At 71.0% G+C, this 20713-nt stretch carries 16 protein-coding genes; 6 read left to right on the forward strand and 10 right to left on the reverse strand.

Translation table 11 applies throughout. The annotated features are described in order from the left end of the window. Positions 1-15 precede the first annotated feature (15 nt). From mdoH to MCHT01_RS21970, 5 genes are all read right to left on the reverse strand, one after another. The gene (gene mdoH, locus MCHT01_RS21950; RefSeq protein ID WP_148661665.1) at positions 16-2211 is read right to left on the reverse strand and encodes a glucans biosynthesis glucosyltransferase MdoH; all 2196 of its coding nucleotides are present in this window, start codon (positions 2209-2211) and stop codon (positions 16-18) included. 11 nt (positions 2212-2222) lie between these two features. Beyond that, the gene (locus tag MCHT01_RS21955) at positions 2223-3812 is read right to left on the reverse strand and encodes a glucan biosynthesis protein G (protein ID WP_174549073.1); all 1590 of its coding nucleotides are present in this window, start codon (positions 3810-3812) and stop codon (positions 2223-2225) included. A gap of 163 nt (positions 3813-3975) precedes the next feature. After that, positions 3976-5370, reverse strand: coding sequence for a sigma 54-interacting transcriptional regulator (locus MCHT01_RS21960; protein ID WP_067068767.1), 1395 nt, complete (start codon positions 5368-5370; stop codon positions 3976-3978). Then, on the reverse strand, positions 5367-5942 hold the full coding sequence (locus MCHT01_RS21965) for a hypothetical protein (RefSeq protein ID WP_067068770.1): 576 nt from the start codon (positions 5940-5942) through the stop codon (positions 5367-5369). Before MCHT01_RS21965 ends, MCHT01_RS21960 begins: the two co-directional genes overlap by 4 nt. Continuing rightward, complete coding sequence (locus tag MCHT01_RS21970; protein WP_067068772.1) at positions 5939-7390, reverse strand: HAMP domain-containing sensor histidine kinase; 1452 nt, start codon at positions 7388-7390, stop codon at positions 5939-5941. Before MCHT01_RS21970 ends, MCHT01_RS21965 begins: the two co-directional genes overlap by 4 nt. 80 nt (positions 7391-7470) lie before the next feature. Between MCHT01_RS21970 and MCHT01_RS21975 the strand changes: the two genes are divergently transcribed. From MCHT01_RS21975 to MCHT01_RS21995, 5 genes are all read left to right on the forward strand, one after another. Beyond that, entirely contained in the window at positions 7471-8361 is an 891-nt protein-coding gene (locus MCHT01_RS21975) for a LysR substrate-binding domain-containing protein (protein WP_067068777.1), read from the forward strand. A gap of 204 nt (positions 8362-8565) precedes the next feature. Beyond that, positions 8566-9762: a CaiB/BaiF CoA transferase family protein gene (locus MCHT01_RS21980; RefSeq protein WP_067068781.1), complete on the forward strand. Its 1197-nt coding sequence runs from the start codon at positions 8566-8568 to the stop codon at positions 9760-9762. A 133-nt stretch (positions 9763-9895) separates the two neighbouring features. Then, entirely contained in the window at positions 9896-10837 is a 942-nt protein-coding gene (locus MCHT01_RS21985; RefSeq protein WP_067068783.1) for a hydroxymethylglutaryl-CoA lyase, read from the forward strand. Between the two features lie 152 nt (positions 10838-10989). After that, positions 10990-11967 carry a Bug family tripartite tricarboxylate transporter substrate binding protein gene (locus tag MCHT01_RS21990; RefSeq protein ID WP_067068785.1) on the forward strand — a complete coding sequence of 326 codons (978 nt, stop codon included), beginning with the start codon at positions 10990-10992 and terminating at the stop codon, positions 11965-11967. A gap of 366 nt (positions 11968-12333) precedes the next feature. After that, positions 12334-13338: a hypothetical protein gene (locus MCHT01_RS21995; protein ID WP_067068788.1), complete on the forward strand. Its 1005-nt coding sequence runs from the start codon at positions 12334-12336 to the stop codon at positions 13336-13338. 34 nt (positions 13339-13372) lie between these two features. Here MCHT01_RS21995 and urtE read toward each other — a convergent pair whose 3' ends face one another. From urtE to urtA, 5 genes are all read right to left on the reverse strand, one after another. Further along, entirely contained in the window at positions 13373-14077 is a 705-nt protein-coding gene (gene urtE / locus MCHT01_RS22000) for an urea ABC transporter ATP-binding subunit UrtE (RefSeq protein ID WP_067068791.1), read from the reverse strand. A gap of 40 nt (positions 14078-14117) precedes the next feature. After that, complete coding sequence (urtD, locus tag MCHT01_RS22005) at positions 14118-14954, reverse strand: urea ABC transporter ATP-binding protein UrtD (RefSeq protein WP_067068794.1); 837 nt, start codon at positions 14952-14954, stop codon at positions 14118-14120. Next, positions 14951-16120: an urea ABC transporter permease subunit UrtC gene (gene urtC, locus MCHT01_RS22010; RefSeq protein ID WP_067068982.1), complete on the reverse strand. Its 1170-nt coding sequence runs from the start codon at positions 16118-16120 to the stop codon at positions 14951-14953. Before urtC ends, urtD begins: the two co-directional genes overlap by 4 nt. A 72-nt stretch (positions 16121-16192) precedes the next feature. Beyond that, positions 16193-17794, reverse strand: a complete 1602-nt coding sequence (gene urtB, locus MCHT01_RS22015) for an urea ABC transporter permease subunit UrtB (protein WP_148661675.1) — start codon at positions 17792-17794, stop codon at positions 16193-16195. Positions 17795-17976: 182 nt separating this feature from the next. Beyond that, positions 17977-19257 carry an urea ABC transporter substrate-binding protein gene (urtA, locus tag MCHT01_RS22020; RefSeq protein ID WP_067068799.1) on the reverse strand — a complete coding sequence of 427 codons (1281 nt, stop codon included), beginning with the start codon at positions 19255-19257 and terminating at the stop codon, positions 17977-17979. A gap of 325 nt (positions 19258-19582) precedes the next feature. On the opposite strand from urtA, the gene MCHT01_RS22025 reads away from it, so the two are divergent. Continuing rightward, positions 19583-20638, forward strand: coding sequence for a hypothetical protein (locus tag MCHT01_RS22025; protein ID WP_067068801.1), 1056 nt, complete (start codon positions 19583-19585; stop codon positions 20636-20638). The last annotated feature ends 75 nt before the right edge of the window (positions 20639-20713 follow it).

Raw genomic sequence — 20713 nt, forward strand, 5'->3', positions numbered from 1 at the left:
CGGGGAAAGGAACGATCAGGCGGCCAGGCGCAGCTCCCGCGCCGCGTCGGCGGCGGCAGGGCGCTTGGGCTGGGCGAGACGGACCAGGTGGGCCGGCTCGCTCAGGAAGCGCATGCGCTCGGCAGGGGTCAGCGCTTCCAGCGCGCCGGGCTGGGCGGCGAGCTCATGCAGGCGACGGTCGCGCACGCGGGCCCGCACGCCGTGGCCGATCTCGCGGCGGCCCATCGCCTCGGCGGCCAGCGCGGTCAGGCGGCGGCTGGCGATCAGCTCGGTCCAGCCGGGGAGACGGCGTTCCTGGCGACCGTAGGCCCAGGCGTTGCTCAGCACGGTCGGGGTGCGGCTCTCCTCGGGGATCACCAGCAGGCCGGCGGCGCGCAGGCGCTCGCCCAGACGGGCGCGGCTGGACAGCACGATGATCGGCGCGGCCAGCAGCAGCGGCAGGGCGATCGGGGCGACCCAGATCAGCGTCGACGGGCTCAGCGCGCCGATCGCGGCGGCGATCACGGCCGTCACCGCGCTCACGCGGCCGTAGGCGGCGAAGGCCTCGCGCCAGGACACGTCCTCGGCGGCCCGCGGGGGCGACTTCCATTCCAGCGAGATGCCGGTCAGCGCGACCACGCAGAAGATCGAGTGCGCGACCATCCGCAGCGGCGCCTGCAGCAGGGACATGCCGGCCTCGGTGGCGCAGGAGGCGATCAGCTTGAGCGAGCCACCGTACTGCGACTGCTCGCCGCGCAGGATCAGCGCCGCGACCGACAGCAGGCGCGGCAGCACCAGCATGCCGATCGTGCCCAGCCACAGCGCGGCCACGCCCGGCGCCAGCGAGCCGTCGCTCATGAAGGGACGGAAGCTCTCGCTGCCGCCGACGTTCCAGAGCAGTACGCCCAGGCCGACGTACAGCAGCCACAGCGGCGCGGCCAGGTAGGACAGCGCGCCCGTCACCAGCATCGCGCGGTGCACGCCGTGCAGGCCGGGCTCGGCGATGAGGCCGGCGTTCTGGATGTTGCCCTGGCACCAGCGGCGGTCGCGCTGCAGCTCGGCCAGCAGGTGCGGCGGCTGCTGCTCGTACGAGCCCGGCAGGTCGGCCACCAGCCACACCTGGTAGCCGGCGCGGCGCATCAGCGCGGCCTCGACGAAGTCGTGCGACATGATCTCCTTGCCGTTGAGCTGAGCCAGGCCGCAGTGCTTCATGAAGGGCTCGACGCGGATGATCGCGTTGTGGCCCCAGTAATGGGCCTCGCCCAGCTGCCAGAACTGCATGCCGGCGGCGAAGAGGCGACCCGTCACGCGGCTCGCGAACTGCTGGGCTCGGGCGTGCGGCGTGTCGTGGCCGCAGACCTGGTTGGCGGCCTGCAGGATGCCGGCGCGCGGGTGCTTCTCCATCAGACGGACGAGGCCCAGCAGGCAGTCGCCGCTCATGACGCTGTCGGCGTCCAGCACCACCATGTAGCGGTAGTTGCGGCCCCAGCGGCGGCAGAAGTCGGCCACGTTGCCGGCCTTCTTCTTCACGCGGCGCTGGCGCCAGCGGTAGTGGACGCGGCCGCGGCCGGCGAACTGCGCGCGCAGCTCAGCCCAGGCGGCCAGCTCCTGCGTGCGGCGTTCGGGGTCGCTGGAGTCGGACAGGATGTAGACGTCGAACAGCCGCAGCGCGCCGGCGGCGGCCAGCGATTCGCAGCTGGCGCGCAGGCCGGCGAAGACGGTGGTGACGTCCTCGTTGCAGATGGGCATGACGAGCGCGGTGCGGGCGTGGGCGCCCAACGGGTCGTTGCCGGCGTCCTGGATGGAGATGGCGTGGCGGTCGCCGCGCAGCATCACCCAGAAGCCCATCACCGCGGTGACGCAGCCGGCGCTGACCCAGGCGAACAGCAGCGCGAACAGCGCCAGGTGCACGCACTGCAGCGCGAAGGCCCAGGGGTTGTCGGCCCAGCCGTTGTGGGTCTGCCAGAGCACGCCGGTGGCCAGCGCGGTGGCGCCGGCGATGGCCAGCTTCAGCGCGTTGCGGCGGTTGCGGGCGGCGGTCTCCCAGGCCTGCGGCGGCTCGGCGCCGGGCAGGGCTTCCACCGGCGGGGTCCGCAGGCCCCAGGGGCGCGGCACCATCGAGCCGCGCTTCATCGGCGGGGCGCTCGGGCCCACCGGGCCGGGGGCGGCGGCGGCCCGCAGGGGCGCGCCGGCGTGAGCGGTGTGGGCGGCGTCGCGGAAGGATTCGGTCATGTCGGGCTCCTTCACTGGGGAGGAAGAATCAGGCTCCAGGTCTCGGTCAGGACCTGTTGCTTCGTCTGGAGGAAGGCGCGCAGCTCGGTCGACTGACCGGGCTTGAGCTGCTTGACGCGGACGGCCATGCGCCAGCCGCCGGTCACCGGATTGGGATAGGCGTTGACCTCGCTCACCTGGCCGTTGTCGTTGGTGCTGGCCACGGCCTTCACCTCGGCGCCGGCGGGCAGCGCGGCCAGGGACGGGCCTTCGAAGTCGACGATGAACTGCTGCTCGTTCTGATCGAGCTTGGCGTAGCTGTAGCCGGTGCGGGTCTGCACCGCCCAGGCGCCCGGCGGACGCTGCTGCTGCTCGCCCTGCAGGTGCAGGCGATACGCGTAGTCCAGCGGCTGACCGGGGGCCGGCTGCTTGGCCGGGACCCAGTAGGCGACGATGTTGTCGTGGGTCTCGTCGGGCGTGTGCAGCGCCATCAGCTCGACGCGGCCGGGGCCCCAGTCGCTGGTGGGCTCGACCCAGGCGGAGGGCCGCATCTCGTAGCGGGCCTCGACGTCCTCGTAGCTCGAGAAGCGGCGGTCGCGCTGCATCAGGCCGAAGCCCTTCACGCCGGGCAGCGTGAACGAGGTGGTCAGCGTGCCGTTGGGGTTGATCAGCGGACGCCAGATCCATTCGCCGCTCGCGCTGGCCACCATCAGGCCGTCGCTGTCGTGGACCTCGGGCCGGAAGTCGCCCTTCTGCGGCTGGTTCTCGCCGAAGAGGTACATGCTGGTCAGCGGCGCCATCGCCAGCGTGGCCACCGGCGCGCGCATGAACAGGCGCACACGGGTCTCGACCACGGTCTCGCTGCCGGGCTTGATCACGAAGGTGTAGGCGCCGCTCGCGCGCGCCGAGTCCAGCAGCGCGTGGATGGTCAGGGTCTTGGCGTCGGCCGCGGGGCGCTCGATCCAGAACTCGCTGAAGCGGGGGAATTCCTCGCCCTTGCCGCCGACGGTGTCGATGGCCAGGCCGCGCGCCGACAGGCCGTAATGCTGGTTGGCGCCGAGCACGCGGAAGTAGCTCGCGCCCAGGAAGACGGCCAGCTCGTCCTTGTACTTGTCGTTGTTGAGCGCGTAGTGGGCGCGGAAGCCGGCGTAGCCGACGTCGCCCCACTTCTGCGGCGACAGCTGGCTGTTCTTCCCGTAATCGAAGTCCTCGCGCTTGAAGGGGACAGGTCTTGCCTGGCCGCCGACGATCTCGTTGATGCGCACGGCCTGGGTCTGGTAATGGCCCAGGTGGAAGAACATCAGCTCGAAGGGCAGCTTCTCGTCACGCCACAGCGCGCGGGCCGGCTTGAACCGGATGTCGCGCATCTGGTCGTAGTTGAGGTTCTTGAGCTCGGCCGGCAGCTTGTCCGGCGGCGCGACGTAGGGCTTGGCGGCCAGCGCCTTGGCGCGCTCGGCCACGTCGTCGAAGCCGAAGGCCTGGGCCGAGGCGCCTGCCGCCAGCAGCGCGGCGCCCACGGCCAGCCCGAGGAACGATCCGATCCACCGACGCTGGTCGGCCAGGAGGCGAACGCTGGTCGCCTGGATGCGGGTCCGAGAGGAGGGGGTGTGAATAGTTCGCATGTGACAGGCCTAGCGCAAGACCTGTGCCACATGTGATTTGTCTTTCAGATCAAGGACTTACACCATTTGTGCGGTGCCGCACCCTGGGTTTTGTGTCGCCGGACGGCGACGCGGGGCGGGGGTGAAATCCCAAGTCGTTGATTTCAAAGGAATTTTCTTGTCGCTATTCAGCGACAGGCCCATCGGCCCGGAACATCGAGGGCTCCAGTCCGTTGCGCTGCAGCAAGCGGTAGAACTCGGTCCGGTTGCGGTCGGCCAGGCGCGCGGCATCGGCGACGTTGCCGTCGGTGAGCTTGAGCAGGCCCACCAGATACTCGCGCTCGAAACGCTGTCGCGCCTCCGCGTAAGGAAGTACTTCGACGCTGGGGGACCGCAGCGCGCGCTGCACCAGCGCGAGCGGAATCAGCGGCGAGGTGGCCAGCGCGCTGACCTGCTCCACCACGTTGTGGAGCTGGCGCACGTTGCCCGGCCAGGCGGCCATGGTCAGCGCCTTGAGCGCGTCCGGCGCGAAGCCGTTCAGGCGCTTGTCGTACTTGAGCGCCAGCCGCTGCAGGAAGTGCTGGGCCAGCAGCGGGATGTCCTCGCGACGCTGGTTCAGGCCGGGCAGCGTCAGGCTCACGACGTTGAGGCGGTAGTAGAGGTCCTCGCGGAACTGGCCCTCGGCCAGCGCGGCCTCCAGGTCGCGGTGGGTGGCGGACAGGATGCGTACATCCACCGGCACCGAGTCGCTCGCGCCCACGGGCCGGACCTGGTGCTCCTGCAGCACGCGCAGCAGCTTGACCTGCAGCGGCAGCGGCATGTCGCCGATCTCGTCGAGCAGCAGCGTCCCGCCGTCCGCCGCCTGGAACAGGCCGCGGTGATTCGCCAGCGCGCCGGTGAAGGCGCCCTTGACGTGGCCGAAGAGCTCCGACTCCAGCAGCGGCTCGGGGATCGCGCCGCAGTTGACGGCGATGAAGGGCCGGCCGGCGCGCGGGCTGGCGGCGTGGATGGCGCGCGCGAGCAGCTCCTTGCCGGTACCGCTCTCGCCGCGGATCAGCACCGGCGCCTGCGAGGCCGCGACCAGTCGCGCCTCGGCCAGCACCTCGGCCATCACGTTGGAGCGGCTGACGATGGACTCGCGCCAGGTGCCGTCGCTGTCGCCGTCCTGCCGCACCGCGGTGAGGGTCAGGGCTTGCGCGATGGTGTCGAGCAGCGCCCGGCCGTCGAAGGGCTTGGTCAGGTAGGTGTAGACGCCCTGCGCGGTCGCGGCGACGGCGTCGGGGATCGTGCCGTGCGCGGTGAGCAGGATGACGGGCAGGGCGGGGTGGCGCTCGCGGATCAGGTTGAACAGCGCCAGGCCGTCCATGCCGGGGAGCTGCACGTCGCTGAGCACCAGCGCGGGCCGCTGCACCTCCAGCTGCGCGAGCGCCGCCTCGGCGCTGCCGACGGCGGTGACCTCGTAGCCGGCGGCGTCCAGCCGCATGGACAGCAGCTTCAGCAGGTCGGCGTCGTCATCGACGATGAGCAGCCGCGCGCCCTTGGCACCGGTGGAGCCGGACGCCCCCTTCGCCGCGCTCATGGCTTGTCCAGCGCCGAGCGCGGCCCGCCCAGGCTGCGCTCGATGGCCTTGAGGGCCTCGATCTTGCGGTTGGCCTCGTCCAGCCGGCGCTGCAGGTCGTCGCGGGCCTGGCGGGTCTTGTCGAGCTCCGTCTCCATGCGGCGCTGTTCCGCGACGCGGTCGGCCAGGAACTGGGCAACCGGGCGCCAGTCGTTGGCCTCGGGCCGGGTGTCGCGCAGCACCTGGTCGAGCAGGGTCTGGGCGCGGAAGGTCTCGCCGTTGTTGTGGCTGACCATCAGCGCGAGCGCCAGCTGGACCGCGTTGCCGGGCGCGAGCGTGCCGTCGTCGCGCGGCGCGACTTCCTGGGCCAGCTCCAGCGGGCTGAGCTGACGCAGCCGGTCGTTGGCATTGAGCACGACGCGCGCGGCGTTGTCGGTCGGCGCGACGACGGGCACCTGCACCGGGACCTCGACGCGCACCTCCTTGACCACCGTCTTGGGCGGCAGCTGGGCGCAGCCGGCGGCCAGCAGCGCGAGCGCGCACAGGCCCAGCGCGGCGCAGGCGCGTGCTGGCGCCGCGGCCCGCGTGCTCATGCGTGGGAGGACTTCAGGGATCGGGGCGGGTGGGCGCATGGCAGCGTGATTCTGAAATGGGCGCCCGGATCGGAGGGCAGCAGGTCGATGTGGCCGCCGTGGGCGGCGATGTATTCCTGGACGATGGACAGGCCGATGCCGGTGCCCTTGAGGGCATCCTCGGGCTGGCGTTCGCCGCGATAGAAGGGCTCGAAGATGCGGGCCTGGTCCGCCGGCGCGACGCCCGGGCCGTCGTCGCGCAGGTCGATGGTGAGCTGACCGTCCTGGCGCGCCAGGACGATGTCCACGCGGCCGCCGGGCGGGGCGAAGCGTATCGCATTGGAGAGCAGGTTGCCGACGGCGGCGCCGAACTTGGCCGGGTCGACGTCCGCCTCCAGCGGACCGCCAGAGACGGTCACGTGCAATCCGCGTGCCTGCCATTGCAGGCGTTGGTCGGCGATCGTGCCCTGGATCAGGGACATGAGCTCGGTGCGCTGGGGCTTGAGGTCGCGGGCCTCGAAGGCCGCGGCGTTGAAACGCAGCAGATCCTCGATCTGGCGCTGCAGCACGGCGGTGTTGTCGCGCAAGATGCGGGCGACTTCCTTCTGCTTGTCGTTGAGCGGGCCCGCGACTTTGTCCTCCAGCAGCGCCGTGCCCTCGCGCAGCGCGGCCAGCGGGGTCTTGAGCTCATGCGAGACGTGCCGCAGGAAACGCGCCTTGTCGGCATCGAGCTCGCCCAGCCGCAGCCGCAGCCAGTCCAGGCGCTGGCCGATGGAGCGCAGGTCGGAGGGACCGGGGATCTCGATGCGGTCGTCCAGGCGGTTCTCGCCCAGGCCGGCGATGGCGCGTTCCAGGCGCTTGAGCGGCCGGGTCAGGAAGATGCCGAAGACCAGCGACAGCAGCGCGGCGATCGCGATCGCGCCCAGCACCTGCTGGCCCAGCAGCACGCGGCCGTTCTCCAGCTTGTCCTGCAGGACGCGGTTGTTGACCTCGGCGTGGCGGCGCACGTCCTCGGAGAGTCCCGCGGTCAGGCTGCCCAGATCGCGGAACTTGGCGGTGAGGTCCAGTTCACGCTTGCGCGGAGGGGCAGCGCGCGGGCCGGCGTCGAGCAGGGCGCGGATCTCGCCCAGGCGGGCGGCCCAGGCGTCCAGCGGGGCCGGGGTCAGCCCTTGCGTGCGCAGCAGCTGCAGCAGGTGCTCCGCGTCGGCGGCGTCGTCCTCGAAGCGCTGACGCAGGGCGCGGTCCTCCAGCACCAGGAACTGGCGCGCGGCGCGCTCCATGCTGACGCTGCGGTCGCCCAGTTGCTGGACCTCGCTGCTCATGCGGGCGCCGCGCAGGACGGCCTCGCGGCTCTGCATGGTCAGGCGCTCGAGCGTGAGCAGGCCGCCCAGCGACGCGCCCGCGAGCAGGCCGGCGATCGACAGGAAGCCGATCAGCAGCATCTGGCGGAAGGAGATTCGGTTCAGCATCGGGGGCGGATGTTACCCAGCGCCCTCCGCGTGCGGCCGGGGAACGGGCGCGGTGGATACGGATGGATACTCCGCCGACCATGAACCTGCATCGCGTCGATCTCGTCTCGCTGTCCCTGTTCAGCCTGGTGGCGCGGACGGGCAGCATCAGCCAGGGCGCCGCGCTGGCCGCGCTGGCCGTCGGCGCGGCGAGCAAGCGGCTGAGCGACCTGGAGCGCTCGCTCGGCACGACGCTGCTGGAGCGGCACTCGCGCGGGGTGACGCTGACCGAGGCCGGCCTGGCCTTGCAGAAGCACGCGCAGCGCATCCTCAGCGATGTCGACCAGATGGCGGCCGATCTGTCCGACTACGCCTCGGGCCTGACGGGCGTGGTGCGCCTGTGGGCCAACACCTCGGCGGTGACGCAGTTCCTGCCGGCGCAGGTCTCCGGTTTCGTGCGCGACAACCCACGCATCCGGATCGAGCTGGAGGAGGCCGACAGCCACGAGATCGTGGTGGCGGTGCTCGACGGTCGCGCGGATCTGGGGATCTTCGCGGACCGGACGCCGGCGCTGGGCCTGCATGTGCTGACCTACCGGCATGACCGCCTCGCGCTGGTGGTGCCGGCCGGCCATCGTCTGGCGCGACGCAAGGCCGTCCGCTGGGAGGATGCGGTCGACGACGACTTCGTCACCCTGGCCAAGGCGACCTCGCTGGCCAAGCGCCTGGAGGTGGAGACGGAGAAGCTCGGTCGCCGGCTCAAGAACCGCATCCAGGTGCGGAGCTTCGACGCCATGTGCCGCATGGTCGCGGCCGGCATGGGCATCGCGGTTCTGCCGGAGGAGGCGGTGGAGCCGCTGCTCAAGCCGCTGAACCTGCGCCGCATCGCCATCGACGAGCCGTGGGCGGATCGGACGCTGCTCATCGGGGTGCGTGATCTGGACGCGCTGCCCAGGCATGTGCGGGCGTTCATTGATCACCTGTGTTGCTGACGATGACATCAACCGGCAGGAATCTACCGTTTGTGCCCGCTGGGCCGCGCCAATCGGCAGAAGCTTGCCGCTTGAGGTGCTCGCCGCCGGTCTAGGGTCAACCCTCTGCCGCTTTCGCCATCCGTGAAAGCTGGCGACGCCACTCGGCCATTCCGCTGACGCGCGGTCCTTCCCAGAATCCGGCTCCATCACAGGAGACAGGTCATGGAAGGATTGCAGGCCCTGCACGGGTTGCGCGTGGTCGAGATGGGCCAGCTCATCGCCGGCCCCTTCGCGGGCAAGACGCTCGGCGACTTCGGCGCCGACGTCGTGAAGATCGAGGCCCCCGGCGCCGGCGACCCGCTGCGCAACTGGCGCATGCTCCAGGACGGCACCTCCGTCTGGTGGCAGGTCCAGTCCCGCAACAAGCGTTCCATCGCGCTGGACCTGCGCCAGCCCGACGGCCAGGACATCGCCCGCCAGCTCATCGCGGAAGCCGATGTGCTGATCGAGAATTTCCGCCCCGGCACGCTCGAGGGCTGGGGCATGTCCTACGAGGCCCTCGCCGCCGTCAACCCCGGTCTGATCATGCTGCGCATCAGCGGTTACGGGCAGAGCGGTCCCTATCGCGACCTGCCCGGCTTCGGCGTGATCGGTGAGGCCATGGGCGGTCTGCGCCATCTGACCGGTGAGCCCGAGCGCGTGCCCGTGCGCTGCGGCATCTCCATCGGCGACACGCTCGCCGCGCTGCACGGCACCATCGGCGTGCTGACCGCGCTCTATCACCGCAAGGTCAACGGCGGGCGAGGGCAGGTCATCGACGTCGCGCTCAGCGAGGCCGTGCTCAACGTGATGGAAAGCCTGATCCCCGAGTACAGCGCCTTCGGCGCCGTGCGCGGCCCGGCCGGCTCCGCGCTGCCGGGCATCGCGCCGTCCAACGCCTATCGCTGCATCGACGGCGTGGTGCTGGTCGCGGGCAACGGCGATTCCATCTTCAAGCGCTTGATGCAGGTCATCGGCCGCGAGGACCTCGCCAACGATCCGGCCCTGGCCAACAACGCCGGGCGCGTGGTCCGCGTCGCGGAGATCGATGCCGCCATCGGGACGTGGACCGCGACGCGCACCGTGGACGAGGTGCTCGCCCAGCTCGGTCCGGCCAGCGTGCCGGCGGGCCGCGTGTACACGGCCAAGGACATCGTCGAGGACCCGCACTTCCGCGCCCGCGACATGATCCTGCGCCAGCAGACCCGGGACGGCCATGAACTTGAGGTCCCGGGCATCGTGCCCAAGCTGCTGGGAACGCCCGGCGCGGTGCGCCGCAGCGCGCCGCGTCTGGGCGACGACACCGACGCCGTGCTGCGCGAGATCGGCCTCAGCGCCGAGCAGATCGCCGCGCTGCGCGACCGCAAGATCGTTTCCTGAGGACGTCGCGATGACCGCATCCACCGCTTCCACTTCCACTTCCGCTTCCACGTCCGCCGCACCGGCCGGCGCCGGCGCGACCCCTGCCCATCGGCCTTCCGACGTCTGGACCGGCGCGGGCCGCCGCATCTTCATGCAGGATGTCGGCACCCGCGACGGCCTGCAGGCCGAGACCGTCTTCGTCCCCACCGAGGCCAAGATCGCGCTGGTGGACGCGCTGTCCGAGGCCGGTCTGGCCAAGGTCGAGGTCACCGCCTTCGTCTCGCCCAAGGCCATCCCGGTGCTGGCCGACGCCTCCGAGGTGATGCACCGCATCCGCCGCAAGCCCGGCGTGATCTACACCGTGCTGGTGCCCAACGTCCGTGGCGCCGAGCGTGCCATCGAGGCGCGCGCCGACGAGCTCAACCTCGTCATGTCCGCCAGCGAGAGCCACAACCTCTCCAACCTGCGCATGACCCGGGCCCAGTCCTTCGCCGGCCTGGCCGAGGTCGCCGGGATGGCGCACGGCGCGGGCACGGCGGTGAACGTGTCGCTGTCCTGCTCCTTCGGCTGCCCGATGGAGGGTGAGGTCCCGACCGCCACGGTGCTCGAATGGTGCGGTCGCTTCGTCGGCGAGCTCGGCGCGCGCGGGGTCACGCTGTGCGACACCACCGGCATGGCCTATCCGACTCAGGTCGTCGCGCTGGTGCGCGCCTTCCGCGAGCGCTGGCCCGCCACCGAACTCACGCTGCACTTCCACAACACGCGCGGCATGGGCCTGGCCAACGTGATCGCCGCGATCGACGCCGGCGCCGACCGCTTCGACGCCTCGCTGGGCGGGCTGGGCGGCTGTCCCTACGCGCCCGGCGCGACGGGCAACGTCTGCACCGAGGAGATCGTCCATGCGCTGCAATGCATGGGCTGCGACACGGGCGTGGACCTGGAGCGGCTGATCGCCGCCGCGCGCCAACTGCCGGGCCTCATCGGCCATGCCGTCCCCAGTCAGATCCTCAGCGCCGGTCGCCGGCTGGACCTGCATCCCAAGCCGCGCGACTTCGACGCCATCCGCGAGCGCGCGCTGGCGCGCACGGCCTGAGGCGGCGCGCCGACCGCGGCCGGCCCCGTGGGCGAAGGTCTCGCCCCGATGCCTCTGCGTCGACTGTGACGCGTCCCGACGCCCGGCCTTCGCCGCCCTTTCCTGATCACCGACAACAACGCCGCCACGAGCGGCACCTGCTGGAGACAACCATGAACCCGATCCGCCGCCGCCTCGCCGGTGCCGCCGCGCTGGCGCTGCTCGCCACGACCGCCCCCGCCGCCTTCGCGCAGGGCGGCTATCCCGACAAGCCGATCACCCTGATGGTCGGCGCCGCGCCCGGCGGCACGACCGACATCGCCGCGCGCATGCTCGCGGAACCGCTGGGCAAGGCGCTGGGCCAGACGGTGGTGGTGGACAACCGCGCCGGCGCCAGCGGCGCCCTGGCCGCGATCGCGGTGAAGCGCGCGGAGGCGGACGGCTACACCATCCTGATGCAGTACTCCGGCTATCACGTGATCACGCCGCACATCCAGAAGTCCCAGTGGGACCTGAAGGACTTGCGCCCGGTGGCCAACGTGCTGACCGCGCCGCAGCTGATCGTGGTGCGCGAGGGCGTGCCCATCAAGACCACCGCGGAGCTGATCGCCTACGCGAAGAAGAACCCCGGCAAGCTGTCCTTCGCGTCCTCGGGCAACGGGTCGCTGCAGCACGTGACCGGCGTGATGCTGGAACAGCAGACCGGGATCCAGATGATCCACGTCCCCTACAAGGGCACCGGCCCGGCGCTGCAGGACCTGCTGGGCGGCCAAGTGGACCTGACCTTCGGCACGCCGCCGCCGTTCATGCCCTTCATCGCCTCGGGCAAGCTGCGCGCGGTCGCGGTGACCGGCAAGGAGCGCCTGTCCTCGCTGCCGGACGTGCCGACCGCGGCGCAGGCCGGGCTGCCGAACCTGGACGCGGGCTCGTGGTTCGCGGTGTTCGCGCCGGCCAAGACGCCGCAGGCCGTCGTCGACCGCCTGACGACGGCGATCGCCAAGATCATGGCCACGCCGGAGTTCAAGAAGAAGGCCGCCGAGCTGGGCGCCACCGCGGACTACATGAATCCGCAACAGCTGCAGGCCCACAGTGACGCGGAGTTCCAGCGCTGGGGCAAGGTGATCTCGTCGGCGAAGATCCAGGCGGATTGAGGACGGCGACGGGGCTGGAAGACCCTCACCCCGACCCTCTCCCGCAAGCGGGAGAGGGAGAGGGAGAAAGAATGCACCGAGTTCGTCGAGAGATGAGCGGAGCGGCCCCTCGCCAGCTTGCAAGAGCGCGCCGGATACCCCTCTCCCGCTTGCAAGAGCGCGCCGGATACCCTTCTCCCGCTTGCAAGAGTGCCCCGTGTGCCCCCTCTCCCGCTTGCGGGAGAGGGTTGGGGTGAGGGTCTTCCGGCCGCTTGCCCGGCTCCCCAATGAGGGGGTGAGTTCACCGCTCCCGCCACTCCCATAATCCGCCGCACCGCGCGGCGGGTTCCTCCCGGGACCGGCGTGGTCCACAGGGAGCTCAAGAAGATGCGCATCGCCGCCGTCGTGCTGGCCATCGGAGGCCTGGCCTCGTCCTGCAACGTGCTGGCGCAGGCCGCTCAAGGCGCCGCCCCTGCCGCGCAGGTCGCGGGGCCGAGCACCACGACACCGGCCGCGTCGCCGGTCGACCCCGCCTCGACCGAGCCCTTGCCCGCGCCGTCGGGCGACGTCGAGAAGCCCAAGGTCGTCGCGCTGATGGCCGCCGTCGGCGACCGGCTGTCGGTGGTGCGTCAGCGGCCGTCCGTCGGCACCCACATCGATCCCACCGTGCGCCGCGCGCTGCGCGTCCCGGGCCAGGCCCTGAACACGGCGGTGCTGCGCGGGCTGGACCAGGGCATCGGCCAGGAGTACCCCGACGCCGGCCGCGTGTTGCTGACCTGGACACCGCCCGCCGAGCTCGAGCAGCGGCTCGAGGACGTCAAGGGCCTGGACCGCGATCGCCTGCTGATGGACGCGGTGATCGAGCACCTGCGCCCGGTGGCCGAGCGCGCGCAGTGGGACCGCATCGAGGTGATCGTGCCCAAGTACCGCCGCTACGAGGCCAACGGCATGGGCACGAAGCTGCAGGGCATGGGCCTGTACGTGCAGCCGCTGGGCCGGGGCGTCGACCTGATCGACGAGTCCATCCCGCCGGGCGACAACGAGGTCGGCGGTCGCCGCGTGGTCAATCCCAACACCGGGGAAGTGGTGCGCGCCAACACCTATGTCGCGCCCTACATGTTCTTCGAACGCATCGCGCTGGACGCCCGCACGCTGGCCGTCGTAAAGCGCCAGGCGATCTACGACTCGGTGAAGTACAACGACCCGATGTCGGCCACGCGGGACGTGTGGGACTCGATGCCGCTGCAGCAGATGCTCGAGAAACTCAGCGACCTCGCGGAGCGATCGGCCTTCCAGGCGATCCGGGGCAAGGGCTCGTCCGTCGATGTCTCGGCGCCCAAGTCCGTGGCCGCGATGCCGCCGGCGGACGTCGCGAGCGGCGCGACGCGTTGAACGCGACGGGCGCGCCGCGGGGCCGCCGGGGCCGTCAGATCGCCACCAGCCCCCGGATCTCCGGCCGCCGCATGTCGGCGTTGTCGCCCCGCGCGATGACGCTGCCGCGCTCCAGCACCAGGAACTCGTCGGCCAGCTCGGCGGCGAAGTCGTAGTACTGCTCGCACAGCAGGATCGCGACGGGATGGCCGTCCAGCCCCTCGTCGGCCAGGCGCCGGATCACGCGACCGATGTCCTTGATGATGCTGGGCTGGATGCCCTCCGTGGGCTCGTCCAGGATCAGCAGCCGCGGCGACGCCGCCAGCGCCCGGGCGATCGCGAGCTGCTGCTGCTGGCCGCCGGACAGGTCGCCGCCGCGCCGCTTCAGCATCTGCCGCAGCACGGGGAAGAGCGCGTACAGGGGCTCCGGCACCGGCGTGCCGCCGGGCTTGCTGGCCAGGCCCATGCGCAGGTTCTCCTCGACGGTGAGCCGCGCGAAGATCTCCCGCCCCTGCGGGACGTAGCCGATGCCCGCCCGCGCGCGCTGGTAGGGCGTCGCGCGGCTGATGTCCTTGCCGGCGAGGGTCACGCTGCCCGAGCGGATCGGCACCAGGCCCATCAGGCTCTTGAGCAGGCTGGTCTTGCCGACGCCGTTGCGGCCCAGCAGCACGGTGACCCGGCCGGGCGCGGCGCTCACCGACACGTCCCTCAGGATGTGCGAGCCGCCGTAGAACTGATGGATGCCGACGGCTTCCAGCATCGGCGGGGCGACAGGGACCGTGGAGGTCCGATCTTGCAGTTCAACGTCCAAGGTACACCTCGATCACGCGTTCATCGGCCTGCACCTGGGCCAGGGTGCCCTCCGCCAGCACCGAGCCCTCCGCCAGCACGGTGACCTGCTCCGCGATGCGGTCGACGAAGCCCATGTCGTGCTCGACGACGATGATGCTGTGCCGACCCTTGAGCGTCAGGATCAGCTCGGCGGTGCGCTCGGTCTCCTGGTCGGTCATGCCCGCGACCGGCTCGTCGAGCAGCAGCAGCTTGGGGTCCTGCACCAGCAGCATGCCGATCTCCAGCCACTGCTTCTGGCCGTGGCTCAGCAGCCCGGCCGCGCGCGTCATCCGGTCCTGCAGGCGGATCAGCGTCAGCACCTCGGCCAGCCGGTCCCTCTGCGCGCCGCTCAGCGTCCCCCACAGCGAGGCCCGCAGCGCGCGCGAGCCCTGCAGCGCGAGCTCCAGGTTCTCGTGGACGCTCAGCGCCTCGAAGACGGTCGGGCGCTGGAACTTGCGGCCGATGCCGAGCTGCGCGATCTCGGCCTCGCTGTGGCGCAGCAGGTCGATGGTGCCGCCGAAGAAGACGCTGCCGCTCTGGGGCCGGGTCTTGCCCGTGATGATGTCCATCATCGTGGTCTTGCCCGCGCCGTTCGGGCCGATGATGCAGCGCAGCTCGCCGGGCGCGATGTCGATGGACAGCTGGTTGATCGCGCGGAAGCCGTCGAAGCTGACGCTGACGTCCTCCAGGTACAGGATGCGGCCGTGCGCCAGGTCCAGCTGGCCGGGCAGCACCACGCGGCTGTAGCCGGGGCCGCTCGCGGCGCGCAGTCGCTCGCCGCCTTGCTCCATCAGGTCGGGGCTCATGCCTTCACCTCCGTCGCGTCGGCGACCGCGTCGCCGGTCCGGCGGCCGAGCTTGCGCTTGACCAGTCCCGCGATGCCGTCGGGCATGAACAGCGTGACCGAGACGAACAGTCCGCCCAGCAGGTAGAGCCAGTACTCCGGCGCGACCTGCGTCAGCCAGCTCTTCGCGCCGTTGACCGCGAAGGCGCCCGCGATCGGCCCGATCAGCGTGCCGCGGCCGCCGACGGCGGCCCAGACGGCGATCTCGATGGAGTTGGCGACGCTCATCTCGCCGGGATTGATGATGCCGACCTGCGGCACGTAGAGCGCGCCCGCCAGGCCGCAGATCAGCGCCGAGAGCACCCAGGCCGCGAGCTTGTAAGGCAGCGGCGAGTAGCCGCAGAACATCAGCCGCGATTCGGCGTCGCGCACGGCGCTGAGCACGCGGCCGAACTTGGCGCGGGTCAGCCAGCGCAGACCGAGATAGCAGCCGATCAGCGCGACGGCGCTGAGCACGAACAGCGCCATGCGCATGCCGGCGGTGGTGATGGGCAGGCCCAGCAGCCGCTTGAAGTCGGTGAAGCCGTTGTTGCCGCCGAAGCCGGTCTCGTTGCGGAAGAAGAGCAGCATCGCGGCGTAGGTCATCGCCTGCGTGATGATCGAGAAGTACACGCCCTTGATGCGCGAGCGGAAGGCGAAGAAGCCGAACACGAAGGCGATGCCGCCGGGCACCAGCAGCACCAGCAGCACGGTGGCCAGGAAGCTGTCGCTCAGGGCCCAGTGCCAGGGGAGTTCCTTCCAGTCCAGGAAGACCATGAAGTCGGGCAGCGCGCTGCGGTACTGGCCGTCGGTGCCGATCTGGCGCATCAGGTACATGCCCATCGCGTAGCCGCCCAGCGCGAAGTACAGGCCGTGACCCAGCGAGAGGATGCCGGCGAAGCCCCAGATCAGGTCCATCGCCAGCGCGCACATCGCGTAGCAGCAGAACTTGCCCAGCAGGCTGATCCAGTAGCCGTCCAGATGCAGTGGGCTGTCGGCGGGCACGAGCAGGTTGAGCGCCGGGATCGCGACGCAGGACAGCGCCAGCGCGACCAGCACCGCGATCCAGCCGGCGCGGGTGAGCAGGGCGGGGCGCTCGGGAAGCCGCAGCGCCGCGGGCGGCGAGGTGGGGGGCGGGATCGCGGTCATGGTGGGGACGGCGGCGGGGGGCGCGGCGTGGGCAGCGGACGAGGCGGGGGCGATGAAGGGGTCGGCGCGCATTCAGGTCTCCTGCGCGCGGCCCTTGACCGCGAAGAGGCCCTGGGGCCGTTTCTGGATGAAGACGATGATGAAGAGCAGCACGGCGATCTTCGCGAGCACCGCGCCGACCACCCCTTCGAGCGCCTTGTTGGCCAGGCCCAGTCCCAGCGCGGCGAGCACCGTGCCCGCGAGCTGGCCGACGCCGCCCAGCACCACGACCATGAAGGCGTCGACGATGTAGCCCTGGCCCAGATCCGGGCCGACGTTGCCGACCTGGCTCAGCGCGCAGCCGGCCAGGCCGGCGAGGCCCGACCCCAGCGCGAAGGCGTAGGTGTCCACGCGCGCGGTGGGCACCCCCATGCAGGAGGCGATGGGGCGGTTCTGCGTGACGGCGCGGACGAAGAGCCCGAGCCGGGTGCGCGCGATCAGCAGCGCCATGCCGCCCAGCACCGCCAGCGCGAAGACGATGATCACCAGCCGGTTGGTCGGCAGCGCCAGGCCGGGCAGCAGCGAGAGCGACCCGCCCATCCACGACGGGCTCTCGACCGCGACGTTCTGCGCGCCGAAGAGCGAGCGGACGCCTTGCATCAGGGCCAGGCTCAGGCCCCAGGTGGCGAGCAGCGTCTCCAGCGGCCGGCCGTAGAGCCAGCGGATCACGCTGCGCTCCAGCGCCGCGCCGACCAGGGCCGAGGCGAGGAAGGACACGGGGACCGCGGCGACCAGGTAGAGATCGAAGCCGCCTGGCAGCCATTGGCGGAAGGCGACCTGCACGAGGTAGGTGGCGTAGGCGCCGATCATCATCAGCTCGCCGTGGGCCATGTTGATCACGCCCATCAGGCCGTAGGTGATGGCCAGGCCCAGCGCGACCAGCAGCAGGATGCTGCCCAGGCTGACGCCGGTGAACACCGCGCCCAGGCGCTCGCCCCAGGCCAGCGTGTCCTCGACCGAGCGCAGCGAGTGCCGCAGCGCGCGCTGGACGGCGGGGTCCTGCTCGTCGGCCAGGCGCTGGTTGAGCAGCAGCCGGGTCTCGGGGCTGTGGGACTCGCCGAGCTGCTTCGCGGCGGCGAGGCGCTTGGCGGTGTCGGGGCTGGCGGCGAGGGCCGCCGCGCGGGCGAGCCGGAGGGCGTCGAGGACGGTGGTGTCCTTCTCCTTGGCGATCGCGCCATCGATCAGCGCGACGCGGGCGTCGTCGCCGCCGGCGTCGAGAAGCGCCTTCGCGGCTGAGAGGCGCTCGGACTTGTCGGGGCTGGAGAGATGCAAGGCGGCCAGCGCGCCGTCGAGCTCGCCGCGCAGGCGGTTGTTGAGCATCACGTCCTCGAGCGAGGACTGGGCATCGGGCGGAAGCGTCACGGGCGCGCCCGTGGCGGCGTCGAGGAGGGTGGCGTCGGTGGCGATCAGGACGCGGTGGTCGGCGGTCAGCTTGAGGCGCTCGTCGGCCATGGCCCGCAGCAGGACCGCGGTCCGGTCGTCCGGCGCGGCGACGAGCCGGCCGAGCGCGGCGATGCGATCGTCGGTCTCGCCTTGCGCCACGGAGAGCGCCTGCGGCTGGGTGAGCGCGTGGGCGGTCGGTGCGAGCGCCAGCAGGGCCCATGGCAGCGTCGCGGCCAGTCGGCGAAGAAACATCATCATCGGACGCTCCGGTCAGTCATGCGCGGGTGCGCCTCATCCTTGGGATCCTTGGGCTCGCTGTGTGGCACGGCCCTCACCCCAACCCCTCTCCCATTCCATGGGAGAGGGGCTCACTTGGCCCCTCGCCCGCTTGCGGGAGAGGGGTTGGGGTGAGGGCCGGCGAAGCGCTCGGTCAGTTACTTCTTCGCGGGCTCGTCCGGCTTGCCCTCATTGCCGGCGATGTACGGGCTCCACGGCTTGGCCTTGACCGGCGCGGGCGTCTTCCACACCACGTTGAACTGCCCGTCCGCCCGGATCTCCCCGATGAACACGGACTTGTGCAGGTGGTGGTTCTTCTCGTCCATCTTGGACGTGATGCCCGACGGCGCGCTGAAGGTCTGGCCGGCCATCGCGGCGATGACCTTGTCGACGTCGGTCGACTTGGCCTTCTCCACCGCCTGCTTCCACATGTTGATGCCGATGTAGGTCGCCTCCATCGGATCGTTGGTCAGCGGCTTGTCCTTGTGGCCCGGGATGTTCTTCGCCTTCGCGTAGGCCGACCATTTCTTGATGAACGCGTCGTTGGTCGGGTTCTTGATCGACATGAAGTAATTCCACGCCGCCAGATGGCCGACCAGCGGCTTGGTGTCGACGCCGCGCAGCTCTTCCTCGCCGACGGAGAAGGCCACCACCGGCACGTCCTTGGCCTTCAGGCCGGCGTTGCCCAGCTCCTTGTAGAAGGGCACGTTGGAGTCGCCGTTGATGGTCGACACCACCGCCGTCTTGCCGCCGGCGGAGAACTTCTTGATGTCGGCCACGATGGTCTGGTAATCGCTGTGGCCGAAGGGGGTGTACTTCTCGTCGATGTCCGAGTCCTTCACGCCCTTGCTCTTCAGGTAGGCGCGCAGGATCTTGTTGGTGGTGCGCGGGTAGACGTAGTCGGTGCCCAGCAGCACCCAGCGCTTGGCGCCGCCGCCGTCCTTGCTCATCAGGTAGTCGACCGCCGGGATGGCCTGCTGGTTGGGCGCGGCGCCGGTGTAGAAGACGTTCTTGCTGAGCTCCTCGCCCTCGTACTGCACCGGGTAGAAGAGCAGCCCGTTGAGCTCCTCGACCACCGGCAGCACCGACTTGCGGGACACCGAGGTCCAGCAGCCGAAGATCACGGCGACCTTGTCCTGGGTCAGCAGCTGGCGGGTCTTCTCGGCGAAGAGCGGCCAGTTGGAGGCCGGGTCGACGACCACGGGCTCGAGCTTCTTGCCGAGCACGCCGCCCTTGGCGTTGATCTCGTCGATGGCCATCAGGACGGTGTCCTTGAGCACGGTCTCGGAGATGGCCATGGTGCCCGACAGGCTGTGCAGCACGCCGACCTTGATGGTGTCGGCGGCGAAGGCGGGCAGGGCGGCGAGGTTCAGGCCGGCCAGGGCGCTGGCGACGGCCAGGGTCTTGAGCGTGCGGCGGCGGGGGACGTGCGAGGACATGGGGTCGGCTCCGGTGGGGGTGGGGCTCGATCGGATCGAGCGTTCGGGGACTCCGCCTGGGACTTCGGGCAGTGAGGGGATGCTAGGAACGCGGCGCCGCGCGGGATATACGGCACATGGCGTACGAGGCGGGGAGGCTCCCGCCCGTCGGTCGTCCGGGCCGGCGGCCGGGACGGTCGCGCCATGTGACCTGTCGTAACACCTCCTCGACGTCGCCGTGCACCGCTCGGGGAAGGGCGGCGTTGAGGCAACATCCGCCCCTCGCGCGCGGAGGCATCCGCTGCGGAGCCATACCAACAACATCGAAGCACCTGGAGGTCCCGATATGTCCTCGATGACTCTTTCCCTGCCGACGCCCGCCCGGGCGACGGCGCTGCGCGCGGTGACGCGCTGGCTGCTGGCGGCGATCGCGCTGCTGGCGGCGCTGACGGCGGGCTCCTCCGCCTGGGCCCGCGACGACGGCGACTGGCAGATCCTGCAGGCGCGCTACGGCACCTCGTCGCGCAACATCGACGTCACCGAACGGCTGCGCGAGGTGGCGCGTTCCGACCGCCGGGTGCGGGTCGAGAACGAGCTCTTCGGCACCGACCCGGCGCCGCGCGAGATGAAGACCCTGCGCCTCTACGCCCGCAACCGCGGCGGCGAGACCCGCACCTTCGAGTTCCGCGAGGGCTCGATCATCGACGGCGACGACTTCACCGGCTGGGATCGCGGCGACTGGGGCCGTGGCGGCTGGAACGGCGGCTGGGACGGCGACCGCCGCGATGACCGCCGGGACGAGCGTCGCGACGACGGCGCGTACCAGATCCTGGGCGCCCGCTACGGCGTTCCCGACGCCAACATCGACGTCACCGACCGCCTGAAGCAACTGGCGCGTCGCGATCTGAAGGTGCAGATCACCAACGACCTGTTCCGTGACGACCCGGCGCCGCGCCGCCTGAAGACGCTGCGCATCTATGCCCGCGGCCGCGACGGCGACGTGCGCACCTTCGAGTACCGCGAGGGCTCGTGGATCGACGGCGGCCAGTTCACCGGCTGGGGCCGGGGTGACTGGGGCGACCGCAACTGGAACGGCAACTGGGAAGGTGGCATCGGCGGCGCGCTGCGCCAGGGCTACAACCAGGGCGCGGGCCCGAGCATCGACGGCCGCGTGAACATCATCCGTGCCAGCTACGGCGCCAACGGCCGCAGCATCGACGTGACCGATCGTCTGCGCAACATCAGCCGCGGCGGCCCGGTCGACCTGCGGGTGAGCAACGACCTCTTCGACCGCGATCCGGCGGAAGGCAGCCGCAAGACGCTGCGCGTGGTCTTCAGCATCGGCCGCGGCGAGGAGCAAGTGGCCGAGGCCCGCGAGGGCGACCGCCTGCGCTTCCCCTGAGGGGATCGCTTGCCGGCGCCGACCTCGTCGGCGCCTCTGAATGAAGAAGGCCCCGCGAGGGGCCTTCGGCGTTTG

The sequence above is a fragment of the Mitsuaria chitosanitabida ATCC BAA-476 = NBRC 102408 genome (assembly GCF_001598255.1).
Taxonomy (GTDB): Bacteria; Pseudomonadota; Gammaproteobacteria; order Burkholderiales; family Burkholderiaceae_C; genus Roseateles; species Roseateles chitosanitabidus.